Below are 21,868 nucleotides of genomic sequence, written 5' to 3'. Positions count from 1 at the left end.
ACGCCGTCAGCCGCCCCGAACGACCGGAGCGCCGCCATTCCCGATTCCCGGGGGTGGCGGCGCGCCGGTTTGGCGCACTTCACAAGATTTGCCCCATTCACTCCCTATCCTGGCCGCACTATGGTCCGGCAACTCGGCGAACTTGAGAACGCCATCATGACCCGGGTGTGGCAGTGGAACCGACCGGTGACGGTTCGCGAGGTTCTCCTCGATCTGCGGTCGGAACGCGAAATCGCGTACACCACGGTGATGACCGTCCTGGACAAGCTCCACAGAAAGGGCTGGCTGCGCCGCGAGCGGGCCGGCCGGGCCTATCGATATGAACCGGTCTCCTCGCGTGAGGCGTACACGGCGGCTCTGATGAACGACGCGTGGGCCACCAGTGACAATCCGGCGGCGGCCCTGGTGCACTTCTTCGGCCTGATGTCGCCCGAGCAACGCGAGGCGCTCCGGGACGCGTTGCGGGTGGCGGCTCTGTTCCCGCCCGATCCGGCCGGCCCGGATTCCGCCGCGGAGGGACCGGATACCGGGGCACCCGATACCGGGGAGACCCCGCCGGGGACGACGCGATAACGTCCCGCCATGGAGGTCACCATCCGCCGCGCACGGACCACGGACGTGCGGGCAGTACGCAGGCTCATCGACGCCTACTCGCGCGACGGCATTCTGCTGGACAAGCCCACTGTCACACTGTTCGAATCCGTCCAGGAGTTCTGGGTCGCGGAACGCGACGACAACGGCGCGGTGGTGGCCTGTGGCGCACTGCACGTCATGTGGGAGGACCTGGCCGAGGTCCGGACCCTCGCGGTGGATCCGGTCTGCCGGGGCTTCGGGATCGGACACCTGCTGCTGGAGAAGCTGGTGCAGACCGCGCGCTGGCTCGGCGTCCGTCGGATTTTCTGCTTGACGTTCGAGGTCCCGTTCTTCGCGAAACACGGTTTCGTCGAGATCGGCGAGCTCCAGGAAACCGATGATGGTACGACAGACCCGGCGGCGATCGCTACGGATGTCTATGAAGAACTCCTCCGCTCGTACGACGAAGGCGTCGCCGAGTTCCTTGACCTGGAGCGGGTGAAGCCCAACACACTGGGCAACTCGCGCATGCTGCTGCACCTCTGAGCGGCGCCCGCCGGGGTCAAGGGTTTGTGTTTTCCGGAGAAAGGCGCTTTCCTTTCCTTAGGCAATGGGTCGTTTAGCGGAAAGGGAAGCCCGTGGCACAGAGGGTGCAGGTCATTCTTGAAGACGATCTCGACGGTGGTTCGGCGGACGAGACGGTGACGTTCGCTCTCGACGGCGTTGCCTACGAGATCGACCTGAAGAGCGCCAACGCGGACAAGCTCCGCGGCCTGCTGGCGCCGTACGTGGAGAAGGGCCGCAAGCAGAGCGGCCGGCTGGCCGGCGCCCGCCGCCCGGGCCGCGGCCCGGCGCAGCGCACCGCGGGCAGCGCTCCGGACACCGCGAAGATCCGCGCGTGGGCCAAGGAGCAGGGCATGGACGTCAACGACCGCGGCCGGGTGCCGAGCGGTGTCCGCGAGGCCTACGAGGCGGCCAACGCGTCCTGACCCCGGCGCCGCCGGCACGCCGGAGCGGATGCGGGGCCCCGGCGGCCGCACACGGCGCCGACGACACACGCGCGGGGCGCGGAGGAGTCTCCTCCGCGCCCCGCGGCGCTCGCCCGGACCGCCACGGCACCACCGGGACCGGGGGGTGTCCGGGGTGCGGGCTCGGGCGGCGGAACAATCACGAGCTGTGCAACGCTGTAGGGGCGAAGCGGTAACGCGGACACCACCGGGTGGCGTACCGACCACCCCGGGCGCCGTCGAACCACCGTCACCGCGGCCGGACTTCTCGCCAGGCGAACACCGCCACCGCGGAAACTGCGCGAGAACCGCCCCGATACCGGGTATGAATGCAGGTGGACGGGTTCTCGGACCCGTCCAGGGGCAGTATGCGCGACCGGTCGGAGAGGGTCCGACCGCGCCTCGGCGGCGCTTGTTCGCCGATGGCGTAGCGGATTCCGGTGCATCCGGCCCACCAGTGGGAACACCGTTTCCCAGCATCAGGTTGGGATTGGTGTCGGCTGGTCGCGCAGCATCTCGCTCCTCTACCGGGGAGTGAATCCGTGGGCCGCGCCGCTGAGCGGGACTAGCATGCGGAAGGACAGGGCGGGGACGGACCCCGAACTGCCCGACCGCTCTGAGGAGCGATAAACGATGTTCGAGAGGTTCACCGACCGCGCGCGGCGGGTTGTCGTCCTGGCTCAGGAAGAAGCCCGGATGCTCAACCACAACTACATCGGCACCGAGCACATCCTCCTGGGTCTGATCCACGAGGGCGAGGGCGTCGCCGCCAAGGCCCTGGAGAGCCTCGGGATTTCTCTTGAGGCCGTTCGCCAGCAGGTCGAGGAGATCATCGGCCAGGGGCAGCAGGCCCCGTCCGGCCACATCCCCTTCACCCCCCGGGCGAAGAAGGTCCTGGAGCTGTCGCTCCGGGAGGCCCTGCAGCTCGGCCACAACTACATCGGCACCGAGCACATCCTGCTCGGCCTGATCCGCGAGGGCGAGGGCGTCGCCGCCCAGGTCCTGGTGAAGCTGGGCGCCGACCTCAACCGGGTGCGCCAGCAGGTCATCCAGCTGCTCTCCGGCTACCAGACCGGCGGCGGCAAGGAGTCGGCCACGGCCGGCGGGCCCGCCGAGGGCACCCCGTCGACCTCGCTGGTCCTGGACCAGTTCGGCCGCAACCTCACCCAGGCCGCCCGCGAGGCCAAGCTCGACCCGGTCATCGGGCGCGAGAAGGAGATCGAGCGGGTCATGCAGGTGCTGTCCCGCCGCACCAAGAACAACCCGGTCCTGATCGGTGAGCCCGGCGTCGGCAAGACCGCCGTGGTCGAGGGCCTGGCGCAGGCGATCGTCAAGGGCGAGGTCCCGGAGACGCTCAAGGACAAGCAGCTCTACACGCTGGACCTGGGCGCCCTGGTGGCCGGCTCGCGCTACCGCGGTGACTTCGAGGAGCGCCTGAAGAAGGTCCTCAAGGAGATCCGCACCCGCGGCGACATCATCCTGTTCATCGACGAGCTGCACACCCTGGTCGGCGCGGGCGCCGCCGAGGGCGCCATCGACGCCGCCAGCATCCTCAAGCCGATGCTGGCCCGCGGCGAGCTGCAGACCATCGGTGCCACCACCCTGGACGAGTACCGCAAGCACCTGGAGAAGGACGCCGCGCTGGAGCGCCGCTTCCAGCCGATCCAGGTCGCGGAGCCCTCGCTGCCGCACACCATCGAGATCCTCAAGGGTCTGCGCGACCGCTACGAGGCCCACCACCGGGTCTCCATCACGGACGCCGCCCTGGTCGCCGCCGCCACCCTGGCCGACCGGTACATCTCGGACCGCTTCCTGCCGGACAAGGCGATCGACCTGATCGACGAGGCCGGCTCGCGAATGCGCATCCGCCGGATGACCGCGCCGCCGGACCTGCGCGAGTTCGACGAGAAGATCGCCGACGTGCGCCGCGAGAAGGAGAGCGCGATCGACGCGCAGGACTTCGAGAAGGCCGCGTCCCTGCGCGACGACGAGAAGCAGCTCCTGCAGGCCAAGGCCAAGCGCGAGAAGGAGTGGAAGGCCGGCGACATGGACGTCGTCGCGGAGGTGAACGAGGAGCTCATCGCCGAGGTCCTGGCCACCGCCACCGGCATCCCGGTCTTCAAGCTGACCGAGGAGGAGACCTCGCGCCTGCTGCGCATGGAGGACGAGCTGCACAAGCGCGTCATCGGCCAGAAGGACGCCATCAAGGCGCTCTCCCAGGCCATCCGGCGCACCCGTGCGGGCCTCAAGGACCCGAAGCGCCCCGGCGGTTCGTTCATCTTCGCCGGCCCGTCCGGTGTCGGTAAGACCGAGCTGTCCAAGACGCTGGCGGAGTTCCTCTTCGGCGACGAGGACGCGCTGATCGCGCTCGACATGTCCGAGTTCTCCGAGAAGCACACCGTCTCCCGGCTGTTCGGCTCCCCGCCCGGGTACGTGGGCTACGAGGAGGGCGGCCAGCTGACCGAGAAGGTCCGCCGCAAGCCGTTCTCGGTCGTCCTCTTCGACGAGGTCGAGAAGGCCCACCCGGACATCTTCAACTCGCTGCTGCAGATCCTGGAGGACGGTCGCCTGACCGACTCCCAGGGCCGCGTGGTCGACTTCAAGAACACCGTCATCATCATGACGACCAACCTCGGCACCCGGGACATCTCCAAGGGCTTCAACCTGGGCTTCGCGGCCACGGGTGACACCCAGACCGGGTACGAGCGGATGAAGGCGAAGGTCGGCGAGGAGCTCAAGCAGCACTTCCGCCCCGAGTTCCTGAACCGCGTCGACGACATCGTGGTGTTCCACCAGCTGTCCGAGGACGACATCATCCAGATCGTCGACCTCATGATCGACAAGGTGGACGAGCGGCTCAAGGACAAGGACATGGGCCTGGAGCTCAGCGTCGAGGCCAAGAAGCTGCTGGCCAAGCGCGGCTACGACCCGATCCTGGGTGCCCGTCCGCTGCGCCGCACCATCCAGCGCGAGATCGAGGACCACCTCTCCGAGAAGATCCTCTTCGGCGAGCTGCGGGCCGGTCACATCGTCGTCGTCGACGTCGAGGGCGAGGGCAAGGAAGCCAAGTTCACCTTCCGCGGCGAGGAGAAGTCCGCCGTCGCGGACACCCCCGCCGAGGTCGCCTCGTCCGGCCCGGACCTGACGAAGTAGCCCAACTTTTAACAGACAACTTCACAGCAACCGAGCCCCCGGCGTCCGCGCCGGGGGCTCGGTGCGTTCCACCCCGCCTAAGCAGGTCCCCGTACGGGCTCGGACGGCGGGCTTCCGCGCTGGTTGGTACGGACACGCTCAATTTCTCAGACAGCTTTAACGAACATACGGTTGACAGATGGTCAGCTGATGGGAAGTCGCGGAGCATAGCGCCGTGACCATGTCATGGTCAAGGTCTATCTTTTTTATGCACGCTTGTATCAAATGACGTCCACCTGTCTTTCATTTTGGTTTGCCGGGCTTTGGCCATGAGCTGGCCCCGGTCGGGGAGGACGTCACAACGTTGAAGAACACCAGGAGAACCGCTGCGGCCGCCACCGCCGCAGCGGTCATAGTCACGCTCGGCGCGGGCCTGTTCCCGGGCACCGCCGTCGCGGCCGGCTCGGCCCCCGCGCCGAAGGACCCGGCCGAGGCCGTCCAGAACACTGAGCACAACCTCCCGGGCCCGTTCACGGCGAAGGTGGAGGCCGAGCAGAAGGCCGCCACCGAGAAGCTGCTGAACGGCACCGCCGAGGTCGAGCAGCACAACGGCAGCACCAGCGTGAAGCTCGGCAAGGACAAGTACGTGGAGCTCGCCCGCGAGCGCACGGACAAGATCTTCACCATCCTCGTCGACTTCGGCGACCAGGTGGACAACACCACCAAGACGCCGGACGGCAAGGTCAAGTACGGCGGCGAGGCCGGTCCGAAGCACAACGAGATCGCGCAGCCGGACCCGGCCACCAACAACTCGACCGCCTGGCAGGCTGACTACAACCAGCAGCACTACCAGGACCTGTACTTCAGCAAGGACAAGCCCTCGCTGAAGACCTACTACGAGAAGCAGTCCTCGGGCCGCTACTCGGTCGACGGTGTGGTCCAGGACTGGGTCCGCGTCCCGTGGAACGAGGCCCGGTACGGCTCCGACTACTGCGGCTCCAACGTCTGCGCCAGCGCCCAGGACCTGATCCGCGACGCCGTGGACATCTGGTACAAGGACCAGCTGGCCAAGGGTCAGACCGACGCCCAGATCAAGGCGACGCTGGCCCAGTACGACAAGTGGGACCGCTACGGTTCGCACCATGACGGGAACTTCAACCAGCCCGACGGGTACATCGACCACTTCCAGATCGTGCACGCCGGTGAGGACAAGTCGGCCGGTGGCGGCAAGCAGGGCACCAAGGCCCTGTGGGCGCACCGCTCGTACGTCTACGGCAACCTGAACGGCACCGCCGGCCCCGAGGGCAACAAGCTCGGTGGCGTCCAGGTCGGCAACTCCGGCCTCTGGATCGGCGACTACACGATGCAGCCGGAGAACGGCGGCCTCGGCGTCTTCGCGCACGAGTACGGCCACGACCTCGGTCTGCCGGACCTCTACGACACCGCCGGCAAGGGCGTCGACAACTCGGTCGGCTTCTGGTCGATCATGTCGTCCGGCTCCTGGCTCGGCGAGGGCAAGAACTCGATCGGCGACATGCCGAACGACTTCGACGCCTGGAGCAAGTTCAAGCTGGGCTGGCTGAAGGCCGACCACGCCAAGGCGGGCACCGAGTCGACGCACCACATCGGCCCGGCGGAGTACAACTCCAACCTGCCGCAGGCCCTGATCGTCGACCTGCCGAAGAAGAGCATCACCACCGAGATCAACAAGCCCTTCGCGGGCACCGGTGAGTGGTGGAGCGGCAGCGCCGACAACCTCAACGTCACGCTGACCCGCGAGATCGACCTGACCGGCAAGGCCAAGGCCAGCATCAACGCCAAGGCCTGGTACGAGCTGGAGCAGGACTTCGACTACGCGTTCGGCGAGGTCTCCACCGACGGTGGCAAGACCTGGACCGTCGTGGACGGCACCTGGAACGGCGCCCCGCTGCCCAAGGAGAACGGCCGCCCGGCCGTGAACGGCCAGCTCGCCGCCTGGGGCGACCTGTCGTTCAACCTGGACGCCTTCGCGGGCCAGAAGATCCAGTTCCGCTACCACAACACCACCGACGGCGGCCTGCACTTCCGCGGCCTGGCGCTGGACAACATCGCGGTGGTCGCCGACGGCGCCACCCTGTTCAGCGACGACGTGGAGAAGGGTGACAACGGCTGGGCCTCCAGCGGCTTCACCCGCTTCGGCGGCTCGTACACCAAGGACTACGCGCAGTACTACATCGCGGAGAACCGGCAGTACGTGTCCTTCGACCAGACCCTGAAGACCGGCCCGTACAACTTCGGCTTCGCCGACAAGCCGGGCTGGGTCGAGCACTACTCCTACCAGCCCGGTCTGCTGATCTGGTACTGGGACGAGTCGCAGACCGACAACAACGTCAGCGCCCACCCGGGCCAGGGTCTGATCCTTCCGATCGACTCGCACCCGGCCCCGCTGAAGTGGTCCGACGGCACCCTGATGCGTCCGCGCATCAACGGCGCCGACTCGACCTTCGGCTCGCGCCGCGTCCCCGCGCTGACCCTGCACAAGGCCGGCGTCGAGACCGTCATCCCTAAGTCCAAGGGCGTCGACGAGTTCTCGGACCTGAAGGACTACTGGACCAAGGACAACCCGTACAGCAGCGTCCAGGTCCCGAAGACCGGCACCAGCATCGAGGTCGAGAACGAGTCCTCGAACTACCTGGAGACCTGGATCCGGGTCCGTCCGGTCGACAACTGATCGAGCCCGTAGCGATCAGCCTGTGACCAGGCGAATCTGAACCACTCCACGTCCGGCCCGTCCCCGCACCGCGGGGGCGGGCCGGACGCTTTGTCAGGCCCGTTCGGCGGAGGGCCCGAGCCGGTCCAGGAAGGCGGCGGCGGCCGCCTCCACGTCGGCAGCGGTCCAGTCGAGGGCGGGCGAGGCGACGGTGACCTCGGTCATCGCCAGGCCCGGCAGCTCGCGCTCGCGCCAGGCGCCGAACAGCCCGGTCCCGGTCTCCTCGGCCAGCGCCAGCGAGGCCTCCTCCAGCACCTCGGCCGGGTAGGGCAGCCAGAGCCGGAACTGGTGGGTGTGCGGCGGGGCCGGGTGCACCCGGGCGCCGGGGACGGCGGCGACGGCCCGGCCGAGCGCCTCGGCGACCGTCCGGGCGTGCGCCACGTACCGTTCCAGCAGCGGCAGTTCGCGCTCCAGCCCGGACCACGCCGCCAGCGCGAACGGCCACTGCTGGAAGAGCTGTCCGCCGTAGCGGTGCCGCCAGGCCCTGGCGGTGCGGACGAAGCCCGCCGGACCGGCCAGCGCGGCGCCGCTGATCCCGCCGAGCGTCTTGTAGAAGGAGACGTACACCGAGTCGGCCAGCGCGGCGACCTCCGGCAGCGGGCGGCCGAGGGCGACGGCGGACTCCCAGATCCGGGCGCCGTCCAGGTGCAGGGCCGCACCGTGCTCCGCCCGCACCACCGAGGCCAGGGCCCGCAGCTCCGCCCACTCGGGCAGCACGAAGCCGGCGTCCCGCAGCGGCAGTTCGAGGCTCAGGGCGGCGTACGGCTCGCCCAGGGCGCGCAGCTCCCCGACGGTCGGGTGACGCGGCGCCTGGGTCGGCCAGAGGGTGCGCAGGCCGGTCAGGACGCCGAGTGCCTGCCGCTCGTGCCGGTCGGTGTGGGCCAGCGGGTGGGTGGCGACGGTGCGCAGCCCGGCGGCCTCGGCGTGGATCCGCAGGGCGACCTGCTGGGCCATCGTGCCGGTCGGGAAGAAGGCCGCCTCCTCGGTGCCCAGCAGCTCGGCGACCCGCAGCTCCAGGGCGTGGACCACGCCGTCGCCGTACTGGTCCGGACGGGCGTCCAGGTCGGGGACCGGCCCCTTCCCCTCCGTCGGCGGGTCGGCCAGCGCGGCGAGGCGTTCCCGGAGGCTCTGCGGCCGGACGCCGGACAGGATGCGTTCGCAGCCGCGGAGGGCGGCGAATCGGCGGTCCGCCGGGCTCGGGCGGGCAGCGGCGTCGGGGTCTTGGCTCCTGTTGCCATACATGCGTCGATGGTCCCGCAGCGGGCCGGGCCGGTCAGCGGTGCGGACGGAAGCCGTTCGAGCCCGTCAAACCCCGGCCGCGCGTGGTGCTGGTCACAGGCCCGCGGCGCGGTACGACGGGCGGTAGTAGCCGGGCCCGGACGACCCGCGGACGGCCCGCGGACCGCCCCCGGAGCGGGCACGGACGATCGGATCTCATGATCGTTACTCCATCGGCTTGAATCTCCGGCGCGGCACTGACTACACGCCGTAGTACGTCACACCGTTTGGGAGTCCGCTCGGTGACGGTTACACCTGAGTGGTCCCCCGCTCAGCAGACGCCCGAACGGGCCCTTCGTGCTGCTCCGACCCGACCCGTGAGGTATGGCCACCGATGTCCACCGTTCCGCCCGTGCCGCCCGCCCTGCGCCGGCTCGCCGCCCGCGCGGCGGCCCAGGCGGCGGCCTGGCAGCCCCGGCTCGGCCACGCCGTCCGCACCCAGGCCGCGCCGCTGCGCACCCTCGGCACGCCCAGGCACACCACGCTGCCGGGCAGCCGTCAGCGGGCCGAGCACGACCACGCGCTGGGCTCGATCGGGGCGGCCGCGGCGCTGCTCGCCGGCGTGCTGCTGGTGGTCGCCCCCGGCACCGCCTCGGCGCAGACCGTGCTGCCCACTACGCCCGGCAGCTCGGCCTTCACCGCGCCGCGGGCGGAGGTGCCCGCGGCGGGGCTGGTCCAGGTGGCCGGGCCGAGCCCGTACAAGCTGTCCGAGGACGGCGACTCGGCCCGGCACTCCGCGGCCGTGGCGGCCAACCTGCTGCCGCTGGAGCCGCCCGCCCCGGCCGCCGGGCCCGAGCCCGCCGCGGCGCCCGCTCCCGCCCCGGAGCCGGCGCCCGCGCCCGAGTGGTCCGCGCCGGTGCCGGACGCGCCGACCAGCAACCCGTACGGGGTGGCCAACCGCAGCTACGCGGCCGGGTACCACACCGGGGTGGACTTCGCGGTCTCCCCGGGCACGCCGCTGCTGGCGGTCGGCAACGCGACCGTGGTGTCGGCCGGCTGGGACGGCGCGTACGGCAAGGAGGTCGTGCTGCGGCTCGCGGACGGACGCTTCGCGCAGTACGCTCACCTCTCCTCGCTCGCCGTCTCTGCCGGCCAGCAGGTGGCGGCCGGGCAGCGGATCGGGCTGTCCGGGAGCACCGGCAACTCGACCGGGCCGCACCTGCACTTCGAGATCCGCACCAGCAACAGCTACGGCGCGGTGATCAACCCGGTCGCGTACCTCGCGGCGCACGGCGTCACGGACTTCTGACCGGCCCTCAGGGGCGGACGGGCTCCGGGGCCGGCGGTGCGGGTACGGGCGGCGCAGGGGGTGCCGGCGGCGCGGCCGCGGGCGGTGCCGGGGGTGCGGCCGGGGGTGCCGGGTGGCTGATCCGGCCGCCGATCTCCAGCGCGATGTCCCGGGCCGTCCCGATCGCCTCGTCCAGCGTGGCCGCCGTGTCCAGCGGCTCGCCCCAGACGTTCTCGGCGTGGCCGTCGTCCGCGGTGTCCTGCTTGAGCAGGAACATCGCCGAGTGGACGGTGAACAGCGCCATCGCGGCCCGCAGCCGGTCCGGGAAGTCCGCCTGCGGCCCGTGCACCAGCTGCATCATGGTGATCATGCGGTCCCGGAAGGCCAGTCCGGCCGGGGACTCGCGCAGCGCGGGCTGGTTCTCGTGGAAGAAGCGCAGCAGCGGGGCCCGCTCGGCCATCCCGTCCGCGAAGCGGCGGATCAGCTCGTCGCGCATGGCCGGGCTCCAGGACTGCCCGCGGCCCCACTCGATGGTCTCGTCGATCGGCGCGGCCATCCGCTCGACGATGCCCAGGACGATGTCGTCCTTGGTCTTGAAGTGGTAGTAGAGCGCGGCCTTGGTCACACCCAGCCGGTCGGCGATCTCGCGCAGTGAGGTCTGCTCGTAGCCCTGCTCGGAGAAGAGCTCCAGCGACACCTCGATGATGCGAGCCCGGGTGTCGCTGCGGGGACTGTGCGGAGTGGCCATGGCCTGCCTCATGACTGCGTCGTTGACTGCTGCGGACGCCCGGTGACGTCCGCCCCGGGCACCATTCTCCCTGCCCAGGTGGCCGGTTCGAAAACTGGCTTGACGACCGGCTAGGAAACAACTTACCGTGCCGACGATCGATAAACTAGCCGGGCGACAAGTAAGTGACCCGCCGCACGGCCCGACGTTCCGTCCGAACCACCCCTCCGGGAGACCCCACCTCATGTCACAGTCCAAGACCGCCGGCCCGGTACCGGAGGACAAGACGGCCGAGGAGGAGCAGCCGCGGTCGCCCCGCGAGATCCGCCTCGTGATGGTCGGCCTGGTCGTCACCATGCTGCTGGCCATGCTCGACAACCTGATCGTCGGCACCGCGATGCCCACCATCGTCGGCGACCTGGGCGGTGCCGAGCACCTGTCCTGGGTGGTCACCGCCTACACCCTGGCCACCGCCGCCTCCACCCCGATCTGGGGCAAGCTCGGCGACATGTACGGCCGCAAGGGCACCTTCCTCACCTCGATCGTGATCTTCCTGGTGGGCTCGGCGCTGTCCGGCCTGTCGCAGAACATGAACGAGCTGATCGGCTTCCGCGCCGTGCAGGGCCTCGGCGCCGGCGGCCTGATGGTCGGCGTCATGTCGATCATGGGCGCGCTGGTCCCGCCGCGCGACCGCGGCAAGTACCAGGGCATGTTCGCCGCGGTGATGGCCCTCGCCACCATCGGCGGCCCGCTGGTCGGCGGCTTCATCACCGACCACCTGAGCTGGCACTGGACCTTCTACATCAACCTGCCGCTCGGCGTGGTCGCGCTCGCCGTCGTCATCGTCACCCTGAAGCTGCCCAAGGTCCGCAGCACCGCCAAGATCGACTACCTGGGCGCGGTCCTGCTCACCGTCGGCATCACCTCGCTCGTGCTGATCACCACCTGGGGCGGCCAGCAGTACGCCTGGGGCTCCAAGCAGATCCTCGGCCTGGCCGCGCTCGCCGCCGCCTCGCTGATCGCCTTCTGCTACGTGGAGCAGCGGGTCGAGGAGCCGATGCTCCCGCTGACCCTGTTCAAGAACCTGAACTTCACCCTGGTCTCGATCATCGGCTTCGTCGTCGGCTTCGTGATGTTCGGCTCGACCGTGTTCCTGCCGCTCTACCAGCAGATCGTCCAGGGTGCCTCGGCGACCAACTCCGGCCTGCTGCTGATGCCGATGATGTTCGGCATGCTGGTGGTCTCGCTGGTCGTCGGCCAGGCGGTCACCAAGACCGGCAAGTACCGGATCTACCCGATCATCGGCACCGTCGTGATGACCGCCGGCATGGTCCTGCTCTCCACCATGGGCGTCGGGACCAGCAGCTTCACCTCGGCCTGCTGGATGGTCGTGCTCGGCGCCGGCATGGGCTTCCTGATGCAGATCACCATGCTGGTCGCGCAGAACAGCGTCGAGCTCAAGGACATGGGCGTGGCCAGCTCCACCGCCACCCTGTTCCGCACCATCGGCGGCTCCTTCGGTGTCGCCCTGTTCGGCGCGCTGTTCAACAACCGGGTGACCGACACCATGAAGGAGAAGCTCGGCGAGCAGGCCGCCTCGGGCGGCGGGGTCAAGGACCCGGGCCAGATGAGCCCGGCCGCCCTGCGCAAGCTGCCCGAGAACATCCAGGACGCCTACCACCACGCGGTGTCCAACGGCATGCACACCGTCTTCCTCTGGGGCGCCGGGGTGGCCGTGATCGCGATCGCCGCCGCGCTCTTCCTGCGCGAGGTGCCGCTGCGCGGGGCCGGCAAGGACGAGAAGTCGGCCGAGGCCTCGCTGGAGGCGGCGGCCGTCTGACGGTCCCGCCCCGCACGTACGACGGCGCCCCCGGGAGTGGACCTCCCGGGGGCGTTGTCGTGTCCGCTGGGGCGTTGTCGTGCCTGCTGAGGCGCCGTCGTGTTCGCTGAGGCGCCGTCGTGTCTACTGGGGCAGGCGGTAGACGCCCTGCTCGACCGGCTCGACCAGGCCGTCCGCCACCAGGCCGTCCAGGGCCCTGGCCCGCTGCACCGCGTCCGGCCAGACCGCGTCCAGCCGGGCCTGCCCGACCTCGCCGTGCGCCTCGCGCAGCACCGCCAGCAGCTTGCCGCGCACCTGGCGGTCCGTCCCCTCGTAGGACTGCCCGCGCCGGGCCGGGCCCTCGTACGGCGGACGGCCGGCCCGCTGCCAGGCGCAGCCGGTGAACAGCGGGCACTCCCCGCACTCCGGGCCGCGCGCGGTGCAGACCAGCGCGCCCAGCTCCATCACGCCGACCGCCCAGGTGGCGGCGGTCTCGGCGTCGTCGGGCAGCAGGGCGGTGGCGGTGCGGCGCTCGGCGGCCGTGGTGGCCTGCGCCGGGTACTCCACACCGGTCACCGCGCGGGCGAAGACCCGGCGGACGTTGGTGTCCAGCACCACGTGCCGCTGGCGGAAGGCGAAGGAGGCGACCGCGGCCGCGGTGTACTCCCCCACCCCGGGCAGCGAGAGCAGCGTGGCGTGGTCGTCCGGGACCTCGCCGCCGTGCTCCTCGGTGATCGCCACGGCGGCCGCGTGCAACCGCAGCGCGCGGCGCGGGTAGCCCAGCCGGCCCCACATCCGGACCGCCTCGCCGGGGGCGTCGGCGGCCAGGTCGGCCGGGGTCGGCCAACGGGTCAGCCAGGCCTCCCAGGCGGGCAGCACGCGCTTGACGGGGGTCTGCTGGAGCATGAACTCGCTCACCATGACCGCCCAGGGCGTCGCGTCGGGGGTGCGCCAGGGCAGGTCCCGCTTGGTCGCCTCGTACCAGTCCAGGACGGTCGAGTGGAACAGCGGCAGGGGCATCGGCAGCCGGGTGGCCCCGGCGTCGGGGGGTGTGGCGGTGGCGGTGATGGCAGTCATGGCCCTTCGATCCTCCCATGCCCGCCACCCCGGCCGAAGTGGAGTTCGATGATCCGGTCCACCCGGAGGATTCACCGGAAATCATCCCTTCGGGGCTCCCTCGAACGGATCAAATGGCGGATCATGTGAAGGAAGGGACGACTGTGCGGTGTTGGTGAGTCAATCGCCACACACAGTCTCGTAGAGTTTGGTCGTGCCCTCTCTGCGTCAACCCGTGGGACCGCTGCCGGCCTCGATCTACTGGCGTCGGCGCGTCGTCGTGCTCGCCGCCGTCGCGGCGGTCGTCGCCCTGATCGCCTGGCTGATGACCGATCAGGGCGGAGGGGGTGACGGCGGCTCACAGAGCAAGGCCGCCCAGGCCGTTCCGTCCCAGTCCCAGACCCCCGCCCAAGCCATCACGCCCGGCGCCTCGCCGAGCGGCCCCGCGGCGCGCCCCGGCGGCGGAGGCTCCGGCGGCGGCCCGGTGGCCGGCGGTGGCGGCACCGAGGTCAACCTGAGCGGCGGCGGCACCGGCGGCGCCAACCCGGCCCCCGGGGGCGGTACCGGCGGCTCGGCCGGCGGCACCGGTGGCGGTGCGGCGGGCGGCTCCGGCGGCGCGGCGGGCGGCTCCGGCGGCGCCCCGGCGTTCAACACCGCGGAGGTCATGGCCCTCCCGGTCTGCGCCTCCTCGCAGGTCGCCCTGGAGCTGGCCGGCACCCAGAACTCGTTCCAGCCCAAGGACAAGCCGCGGCTCGCCCTGACGGTCAAGAACTCCTCCGGCGCCAACTGCCGGGTGGACCTCGGCCGGATCGCCTCCGCGATCACCGTGAGCGCCAGCAACGGCGACCGGGTCTGGTCCTCCGGCGACTGCCCCAGCGAGAAGGGCAGCATCTGGGTCCAGCTGGCCGCGAGCGGCAGCCAGACCGAGACCTTCACCTGGGACCGCAGCCGCAGCAAGCCGCAGTGCGCGACCGCCGACCAGACCCCGCCGCCGAACGGCACCTACGTGGTGCTCGCCGAACTCACCGGGCTCTCCGGGGACAAGGTCTCGGCGCGGGCCTCGATCCGGCTCGACAACTGAGGGACGCTCATCCCCGTTCCGGAGCCCCCGGCCGCGCGCGGCCGGGGGCTCCGGCGTTCTCGGGGCGCCGGGGGGTCGGGGTTCTGGGGGTTCTGGGGGTGCCGGGGTTCTGGGGTTCTCGGAGTGCCGGCCCTTTCGGTGCCGGGACGCGGGACGGCCCCCGGGGAAGCGTCTCCCCCGGGGGCCGTCCGTCGTCGTGCGCGCGTCGGGTCAGACGTAGCGCTCCAGGATGGACGATTCGGCAAGGCGGGACAGGCCCTCGCGGACCGAACGGGCCCGGGTCTCGCCGACGCCCTCCACCGTCTGCAGGTCGTCGATGCTCGCGGCGAGCAGCTTCTGCAGGCCGCCGAAGTGCTCGACCAGGCGCTCTATCACCGTGTTGGGCAGGCGCGGGATCTTCGCCAGCAGGCGGTAGCCGCGCGGCGAGACGGCGGAGTCCAGCGACTCCGGCGAGCCCGAGTAGCCGAGCGCCTTGGCCACGGTCTGCAGGTCCAGCAGCTCGGCGTGGGTGAGCGCCTCCAGGTCGGCCAGCACCTCGTTGACCGTCCGGCCCTTCTTGGCGGCCCGCTCCGGGAAGTAGTCCCGGGCGACCAGTTCGCGCTCCGGCTCCACGCCCGCGATCAGCTCGTCCAGCTGCAGCGAGAGCAGCCGGCCGTCGATGCCGAGTTCCAGCACGTAGCCGGCGATCTCGGTGGCGATCAGCCGGACCATCTCCAGGCGCTGGGCCACGGCGGTGACGTCCCGGACCGTCACCAGGTCCTCGATCTCCAGCGCGGAGAGCGTGCCGGCCACCTCGTCCAGGCGCAGCTTGTAGCGCTCCAGGGTGGCCAGCGCCTGGTTGGCGCGGGACAGCACGGTGGTGGAGTCCTCCAGCACCCGGCGGGTGCCGTTGACGTACATCGCGATCAGCCGCATCGAGTGCGAGACCGCGACCACCGGGAAGCCGGTCTGCCGGTTGACGCGCTCGGCGGTGCGGTGCCGGGTGCCCGTCTCGTCGGTCGGGATGGTCGAGTCCGGCATCAGGTGGACACCGGCCCGGACGATCTTGGTGATGTCCTTGTCCAGCACCACCGCGCCGTCGAGCTTGCACAGCTCGCGCAGCCGGGTGGCGGTGAACTCGACGTCCAGCACGAAGCCGCCGGTGCAGATCGACTCGACGGTCTTGTCGAAGCCCAGCACGATCAGGCCGCCGGTGTTGGCCCGCAGGACCCGCTCCAGGCCGTCACGCAACGCCGTGCCGGGCGCGATGGCGGTGAGGGAGGCCCGCAGCAGGGCCTCCTCACGGGAGGCCTTGTCCGCCCCCCGGTCGCTGGCTGCCACGTGACTCCTCCGGTCGACCCCGTGCCGCGCGCCTCGCGCCGTGCGCCGGTCCGCGGTCTGTTGCTCTGTCGCTCAGTACCGCTCGGTACTGCCTTCTGGCCAATGAGACTGGGGAAAGTCTAACTGCGTGTGGCTTCGGCAGGGCTTGGGTCAGCGCAGTTCGTCGGAGTCGAGCGGCTCCCAGCCGTCCATCAGCTCCTCCGGGTACGCGGCGACCCGGGCCGAACGGGGTGCCGGCGGCGCCGACGGAGCCTCACCACGGGCCTCGGTACGGGCCTCGGCACGGACGTCGGTACGGGCCTCGCCGCGCGGCTTGTCGGCAGACCGGCGACGGCCCGGGATGGCCCGCAGCGCCTCGCCGATGTCGGCCACCTCGACCACCTTCATGCCCGGCGGCACCTTGCCCGGGTCCGGCGGGACCAGGGCATGGGTGAAGCCCAGCCGGTGCGCCTCGGCCAGCCGCCGCTGCACACCCGTCACCCGCCGCACCTCGCCCGCCAGGCCGACCTCGCCGATCGCCACCAGGTTGCTGGGCAGCGGGGTGTCGGTCGAGGAGCTGGCCACCGCGAGCGCGACCGCGAGGTCGGCGGACGGCTCGCTCAGCTTCACCCCGCCCACCGTCGCGGTGTAGATGTCCTGCTTGCCGAGCTTCACCCCGCCGTGCCGCTCGACCACGGCCAGGATCATCGCGATCCGGGGCGACTCCAGGCCCGAGGTGGTGCGGCGCGGGGACGGGATCTGCGAATCCACCATCAGCGCCTGCACCTCCGCCACCAGCGGGCGCTTGCCCTCCAGGGTGACGGTGAGGCAGGTGCCGGGGACCGGCTTGTCACGCCTGGTCAGGAAGAGGCCGGACGGGTCCGCCAGGCCGACGATGCCCTCGTCGTGCAGCTCGAAGCAGCCCACCTCGTCGGTGGCGCCGTAACGGTTCTTGACCCCGCGGATGAGACGCAGCCGGGCGTGCCGGTCGCCCTCGAAGCTCAGCACCACGTCCACCAGGTGCTCCAGCAGGCGCGGACCGGCGATCTGGCCGTCCTTGGTGACGTGGCCGACCAGCAGGGTGGCCATGCCGCGGTCCTTGGACGCCCGGATCAGCGCGCCCGCCACCTCGCGGACCTGGGCCGGGCCGCCGGGGGCGCCGTCCAGCTCGGCGGAGGCGATGGTCTGCACCGAGTCCAGGATCAGCAGGCCGGGGCCGACCGCCTCGATGTGCCCGAGCACGGCGCCCAGATCGGACTCGGCGGCGAGGTAGAGGTGCTCGGAGAGCGCGTCGATCCGGTCCGCGCGCAGCCGGACCTGGCTCGCCGACTCCTCGCCCGTGACGTAGAGGGTGCGGTGCTGCGCGGTGGCCGCCTTGGCCGCGACGTCCAGCAGCAGGGTCGACTTGCCGACACCGGGCTCGCCGGCCAGCAGCACCACCGCACCGGGGACCAGCCCGCCGCCGAGCACCCGGTCCAGCTCCGGCACGCCCGTCGAGCGGGCCGTCGCGACCTGCCCGTCCACCTGGCCGATCGGACGGGCCGGCGCGCTGACCGGACCGGCGGCCGTCGTCCGGATCGGCACCGCGCCGTACTCCTCGACCGTCCCCCAGGCGTTGCACTCCGGGCAGCGGCCGACCCACTTGGGCAGCTGGTTGCCGCACTCGGTGCAGCGGTAGGCCGGGCGCGGCTTGGCGGTGGTCTTGGAACGCGGAGGCATGCGGCCCACGGTAGCGCCTGGGTACGACAGCGGCGGTCCGCCACCGGACTCGCCGCGCGTCCACACAGATGGGCGATGTTGTTACCCGAAAGAAGTACATACGGCGCGAATGGCGGGGGCGGGCCGTCCGGGGTCTCTACCGTCGGACGGGTGACAACGCGAACCCTTGGGCCGGCCGGGCCCCAGGCCGCCGCCGTACTCGTGGCCTACGACCGGCAGGTGGACGGCCTGTTCACCTACTGCCTCTCGGTGCTGTGCGAACACGACGCCGCCGCCGACGCCCTGCGCGAGGTCCGTGAGCTGGCCCGGCGGCACGGCGCCCGACTGGCCGAACCCGGACTCGTCCGGGCCTGGCTGTTCTCGCTGGCCCGGTACTGCTGCCTGCGCCGGCTCACGGCCGGGGGCGGGGGCCGGGACGGGGGCGGGAGCGGCGGTCTGGACGGGGGCGGGGGTCTGGACGGGGGCGGGGGTCTGGACGGGGCTGACGGCAGGCTCGGTGCCGGACGGGCCTCCGGGGCGGAGCCGAGCGAGACCGAGGCCGCCCGGCGGCGGCGCGAGCTGGCCTCGCTCGCCTGGCCGGAGGCGGCCGGCACCGACCCCGAACAGCGCGAGGCGCTGGAACTGTCCGTCCGGCACCGGCTCACCCCGCTGGAGGTGGCGGCGGTCCTGGGCCTGCCGTTCGAACGGACCCGGGAACTGCTGACCGGCGCCGAGGCCGAAGTGGCCCGGACCAGGGCGGCGCTGCTGGTGCTCGGCGTGGGCAGCTGCCCGGAACTCGACCGGCTCGGCGGGGCCGGGGCCGAGTCCTGGCGGGACTGGGTCCTCGGCCCGGCGCTGCGGCGGGAACTGGTGCAGCACGTGGTGGACTGCCCGACCTGCCGGGGAACGGCCGAGCGGGTGGCCGGCGAGGCGGCGGCGGGCACGGCGGGGCTGTCGGGGCTGCCGCTGCTGGGGGCTCCGGTGTCCGTGGGCGGGGCAGGGGGCCTCGGGGGCGCGGCGGGCGTCGGGGGCGCGGCGAGTGCCACGGGTGTGGCGTCGGTGACGGCGGTGGCGGCGGTTGCGTCGGTTGCGTCGGTGCTGGAGCCCGGGTTGCGGTTCGACCAGAGCGGGTTCCCCCGGCACCGGGCGCCGGACGCGGGGCGCGGACTGGCGGTCCGTCGGCGGGTGGTGACCACCGGCGTGCTCGCGGCCGTCCTGGCGGCACCCGTGGTCGCCCTCTGGGCCGGACACCGGGGCGGCGGCGGGTCGGGCTCGGCGGCCTCGGTGTCGGCGGTCCGGGTGGACGAGGCCGGGCGGGTGACCGGGCAACGGCCGCCGCAGTCGCTCGACCATTCCGGCGCCGGCCAGGGCGTACCGGGCATGCCGGGGCTGGAACTGGCCGGGGCGGGCGGTGCCGGCGGCGGAATCGGTGGTGCAGAAACGTTGCTCCCCGGATTTCCACGGCTGACCTTCCAGGGCGCCGTGATCCCCGTCCCGGCCCACGGCGCCACCCCGCTCAGCAGCCCGACCCTGGTCGCCGCCCCGGCCCCCGTGGTCGACCGGGCCTCCGCACCGGGCGCGGCCGAACCCGCCCCCACCGGACTGCTCACTGTCGAAGCCGGCGAGTACGGCAACCGCACCGTCCTCACCCTCACCAACTCCGGCACCACGGAAATCCGCTGGCGCGCGGTGACCGACGCCGGCTGGCTCCGGCTCAGCCGCGACTCCGGCACCCTCGCACCCGGGCAGCGGATCACCGTGATCGTCACCGTGGACGAGGACCTCGCGCCGACCACCCAGTGGACCGCCCGCATCGCACTACCGCCCTCCCAGGCCGTGGTCACGCTCGAAGGCGGCCCGCACAACCGCGGCGGCTCGGCCTCCTCACCCGCCGACCCCTCACCCACGGCCTCCGCCACCCCGACCGCCACCGGCTCCGCCACCATCTCGCCGCCCCCCACGGGCACACCCACGCCGTCCGGCTCGCCGTCCTCGCCGCCCCCGTCGCACACCCCGACGGGCTCGCCGTCCCCCTCGGACACACCAACGGCAACCCCGACGAACAGCACTTCACCCCACCCGACGGGAACCCCAACCGCCCCGGCGTCGGCGTCAGCATCAGCCTCGGCTCATTAGGGCGATCGCCCACCAGGCAGCGGCGCGCTTGCCAACTCCTCGTGTTCGGCAGTCAGGTGCGCGAGAAGTCGACCAGTCCGACTTCTCGCGCACGACCTGATGGCAGTGCCCAAGCAATATGTAGACCGGTCGTCATAATCCTGCCCTCCCGGGCATCAGAGCGCACAGGAAGTCGGCCAGACCGACTTCTCGTACACCGCGCCGGGCTGACCCAGCTCCCGCGCCGCAAAATATGTAGACCGGTCGCCATATTCCCGCCCCGGCGAACACCACGAGCACAGAAAGTCGACCAGCCCGACTTCTCGCGCACCGCGCCGGGCCCACCGGGCAGCACAGCATGTAGACCGGTCTTCATAATTCTTCCCCGGCGAATACCGCGAGCACAGGAAGTCGACCAGACCGACTTCTCGTACACCGCGCCGGGCCCACCGGGCAGCACAGCATGTAGACCGGTCTTCATAATTCTTCCCCGGCGAATACCGCGAGCACAGGAAGTCGGCCAGGCCGACTTCTCGCGCCCCGCGCCGGGCTGACCCAGCTCCCGCGCCACAAAATATGTAGACCGGTCGCCATATTCCCGCCCCGGCGAACACCACGAGCACAGAAAGTCGACCAGCCCGACTTCTCGCGCACCGCGCCGGGCCCACCGGGCAGCACAGCATGTAGACCGGTCTTCATAATCGTCGCTCGGCAGGCCGACAGGCCCCGGCCCTCGGTGTCAGCTGCGGTGGATCGGGGGGACCTGGTAGGTGCCGTCGAGGACGGGGGGTTCGGGTTGGTAGAGGCGGATGATGGGGCGGAAGTCGCCGGGTGGGGCGGGGAGCCAGTTGGCGGCGGCGGTGGGGTCCTCGGGGTGGTCGTGCTGGAGGGTCACCGTGAGGGAGCCGTCGTCGCCGTAGACCAGGCCGGGGGTGCGGTCGCCGATCGAGTAGCGGTCGATCGGGTTCTCCACCAGGTAGTAGTCCGGGACGGAGTACATCGTGACGGACCAGAAGGCCTCGGCCGGGGGCATCCGGTCGAAGCGCAGGGTGTAGCTGTTGGCACCGTTGAGGGGGCGCCCGTCGGAGTCGTCGTAGGTCATCGCGTACGAGGCCTCGTAGGCGTGGTTGCCCCAGAGGCCGGCGCGGGCGGCGGCGGCGCGGCTGAGGTAGGCGGCGCGGCGGTCGGGGATGCGCCACTCGGGGTCGTCGAGGGTGCCGGGGCCGAGGTGGTCGGTGTTGTAGTCGAAGAGGTGGAGGGCCGAGCGCCATTCGCCGGGAGGGTGGTCCTCGGGCGGGCGGGTGGCGTCCTCGACCCGTTCGCGGCCGGCGGCCAGGCCCTTGGCCAGTGCGAGCGTCCACTCGGGGACTGCCGCCCGGTACGGCGAGGCGCCGTCGTCCAGCAGGCCGAGCGGGGCGAAGCGGCGCTGGTACTCGATGTCCGCCGTGGCCGGTGGGAACGCCTGCATCCAGACCCGCAGGCGTTCGAAGAAGGCCAGCCGTTCGGGGACGTCCGGGTCGGGCTCGGGCAGTCCGGCGACCAGGCCGCCGGGTTCCAGCGGTTCCAGGACGAGAGCGGACTGCAGGGCCCGGACCCGGGGCAGGTCATCCGGGCCGGTGCAGGCGAAGCGGCCGACCACGGTGCCGACGGTGGTGGGCAGTTCGATGACGCGGTCCGGGTCCGACGGGGTGCCGTGCCAGCCGGGCGGGACGATCAGCCAGGTCTGCGCGGCGGTGCCGGTGGCGCGGCGGCCGAGGTAGGCGACGTTCTCCGTCCAGGCGTCGATGAACTGCAGCACGTAGTAGGAACCGTCGGTGTCCGGGACGTGCAGCACCTGCGGGCCTTCGGCGAGGTCCAGTTGGGCGATCGAGTAGATCGTGTCGTTGTTGACCGAGACGAAGTCGTCGGCCGGGCCGGCCAGCCGGGTGGCGTGGCTGAAGTGGTTGAACGGCGCGGCCGGCAGGGTACCCAGGCCGCCCCTGATGAAGCGCTCGACCATGGTGAGGCCGGCGACCAGCGGGTAGCCGTAGACGTACGCGTCGGCGGCCAGTGCCTCCAGCTCGGGCTGGTTCATCGGGGGTCCTTCGTACGGTCGGGGCGGTCGGA

At 71.5% G+C, this 21,868-nt stretch carries 15 protein-coding genes; 9 read left to right on the top strand and 6 right to left on the bottom strand.

Features of this window, described 5'->3' with window-relative positions:
* Nucleotides 1-120: 120 nt before the first annotated feature.
* The 5 genes from ACYP53_RS10770 to ACYP53_RS10750 all read left to right on the top strand — a co-directional run bounded on the left by ACYP53_RS10770 (nucleotide 121) and on the right by ACYP53_RS10750 (nucleotide 7,422).
* Nucleotides 121-573 (top strand): BlaI/MecI/CopY family transcriptional regulator, encoded by a 453-nt coding sequence (locus ACYP53_RS10770; RefSeq protein ID WP_189915924.1) that lies wholly within the window; start codon nucleotides 121-123, stop codon nucleotides 571-573.
* Between the two features lie 9 nt (nucleotides 574-582).
* Nucleotides 583-1,119: an amino-acid N-acetyltransferase gene (locus ACYP53_RS10765; RefSeq protein ID WP_189915923.1), complete on the top strand. Its 537-nt coding sequence runs from the start codon at nucleotides 583-585 to the stop codon at nucleotides 1,117-1,119.
* A 92-nt stretch (nucleotides 1,120-1,211) separates the two neighbouring features.
* On the top strand, nucleotides 1,212-1,562 hold the full coding sequence (locus ACYP53_RS10760; protein ID WP_189915922.1) for a histone-like nucleoid-structuring protein Lsr2: 351 nt from the start codon (nucleotides 1,212-1,214) through the stop codon (nucleotides 1,560-1,562).
* A gap of 651 nt (nucleotides 1,563-2,213) precedes the next feature.
* Nucleotides 2,214-4,733: an ATP-dependent Clp protease ATP-binding subunit gene (locus tag ACYP53_RS10755; RefSeq protein WP_189915921.1), complete on the top strand. Its 2,520-nt coding sequence runs from the start codon at nucleotides 2,214-2,216 to the stop codon at nucleotides 4,731-4,733.
* A 343-nt stretch (nucleotides 4,734-5,076) separates the two neighbouring features.
* Nucleotides 5,077-7,422 (top strand): immune inhibitor A domain-containing protein, encoded by a 2,346-nt coding sequence (locus ACYP53_RS10750; RefSeq protein WP_459647270.1) that lies wholly within the window; start codon nucleotides 5,077-5,079, stop codon nucleotides 7,420-7,422.
* A gap of 93 nt (nucleotides 7,423-7,515) precedes the next feature.
* On the opposite strand, the gene ACYP53_RS10745 is transcribed toward ACYP53_RS10750, so the two are convergent.
* Nucleotides 7,516-8,703, bottom strand: a complete 1,188-nt coding sequence (locus tag ACYP53_RS10745) for a threonine aldolase family protein (RefSeq protein ID WP_459647269.1) — start codon at nucleotides 8,701-8,703, stop codon at nucleotides 7,516-7,518.
* Between the two features lie 370 nt (nucleotides 8,704-9,073).
* Between ACYP53_RS10745 and ACYP53_RS10740 the strand changes: the two genes are divergently transcribed.
* Complete coding sequence (locus tag ACYP53_RS10740; RefSeq protein WP_229928559.1) at nucleotides 9,074-9,988, top strand: M23 family metallopeptidase; 915 nt, start codon at nucleotides 9,074-9,076, stop codon at nucleotides 9,986-9,988.
* A gap of 7 nt (nucleotides 9,989-9,995) precedes the next feature.
* On the opposite strand, the gene ACYP53_RS10735 is transcribed toward ACYP53_RS10740, so the two are convergent.
* Nucleotides 9,996-10,715: a TetR/AcrR family transcriptional regulator gene (locus tag ACYP53_RS10735; RefSeq protein ID WP_459647268.1), complete on the bottom strand. Its 720-nt coding sequence runs from the start codon at nucleotides 10,713-10,715 to the stop codon at nucleotides 9,996-9,998.
* Between the two features lie 223 nt (nucleotides 10,716-10,938).
* Between ACYP53_RS10735 and ACYP53_RS10730 the strand changes: the two genes are divergently transcribed.
* Complete coding sequence (locus ACYP53_RS10730; protein ID WP_189915917.1) at nucleotides 10,939-12,534, top strand: MDR family MFS transporter; 1,596 nt, start codon at nucleotides 10,939-10,941, stop codon at nucleotides 12,532-12,534.
* 123 nt (nucleotides 12,535-12,657) lie between these two features.
* Here the strand turns inward: ACYP53_RS10730 and ACYP53_RS10725 are convergent, their stop codons facing one another.
* Nucleotides 12,658-13,581: an HhH-GPD family protein gene (locus ACYP53_RS10725; protein WP_459647967.1), complete on the bottom strand. Its 924-nt coding sequence runs from the start codon at nucleotides 13,579-13,581 to the stop codon at nucleotides 12,658-12,660.
* A gap of 202 nt (nucleotides 13,582-13,783) precedes the next feature.
* On the opposite strand from ACYP53_RS10725, the gene ACYP53_RS10720 reads away from it, so the two are divergent.
* Complete coding sequence (locus tag ACYP53_RS10720) at nucleotides 13,784-14,650, top strand: hypothetical protein (protein ID WP_459647267.1); 867 nt, start codon at nucleotides 13,784-13,786, stop codon at nucleotides 14,648-14,650.
* Nucleotides 14,651-14,860: 210 nt separating this feature from the next.
* On the opposite strand, the gene disA is transcribed toward ACYP53_RS10720, so the two are convergent.
* Both disA and radA read right to left on the bottom strand, forming a co-directional pair.
* Nucleotides 14,861-15,919: a DNA integrity scanning diadenylate cyclase DisA gene (disA, locus tag ACYP53_RS10715; RefSeq protein ID WP_189916216.1), complete on the bottom strand. Its 1,059-nt coding sequence runs from the start codon at nucleotides 15,917-15,919 to the stop codon at nucleotides 14,861-14,863.
* 201 nt (nucleotides 15,920-16,120) lie between these two features.
* Nucleotides 16,121-17,668, bottom strand: a complete 1,548-nt coding sequence (radA, locus tag ACYP53_RS10710; RefSeq protein ID WP_459647266.1) for a DNA repair protein RadA — start codon at nucleotides 17,666-17,668, stop codon at nucleotides 16,121-16,123.
* Nucleotides 17,669-17,818: 150 nt separating this feature from the next.
* Between radA and ACYP53_RS10705 the strand changes: the two genes are divergently transcribed.
* Nucleotides 17,819-19,783: a BACON domain-containing protein gene (locus ACYP53_RS10705; protein WP_459647265.1), complete on the top strand. Its 1,965-nt coding sequence runs from the start codon at nucleotides 17,819-17,821 to the stop codon at nucleotides 19,781-19,783.
* Between the two features lie 718 nt (nucleotides 19,784-20,501).
* Here ACYP53_RS10705 and ACYP53_RS10700 read toward each other — a convergent pair.
* Nucleotides 20,502-21,836, bottom strand: coding sequence for a DUF1254 domain-containing protein (locus ACYP53_RS10700; protein WP_459647264.1), 1,335 nt, complete (start codon nucleotides 21,834-21,836; stop codon nucleotides 20,502-20,504).
* Nucleotides 21,837-21,868: the final 32 nt, after the last annotated feature.

Source organism: Kitasatospora sp. Ki12 (assembly GCF_054601375.1).
This window is presented reverse-complemented; position numbering and strand designations above follow the sequence as displayed.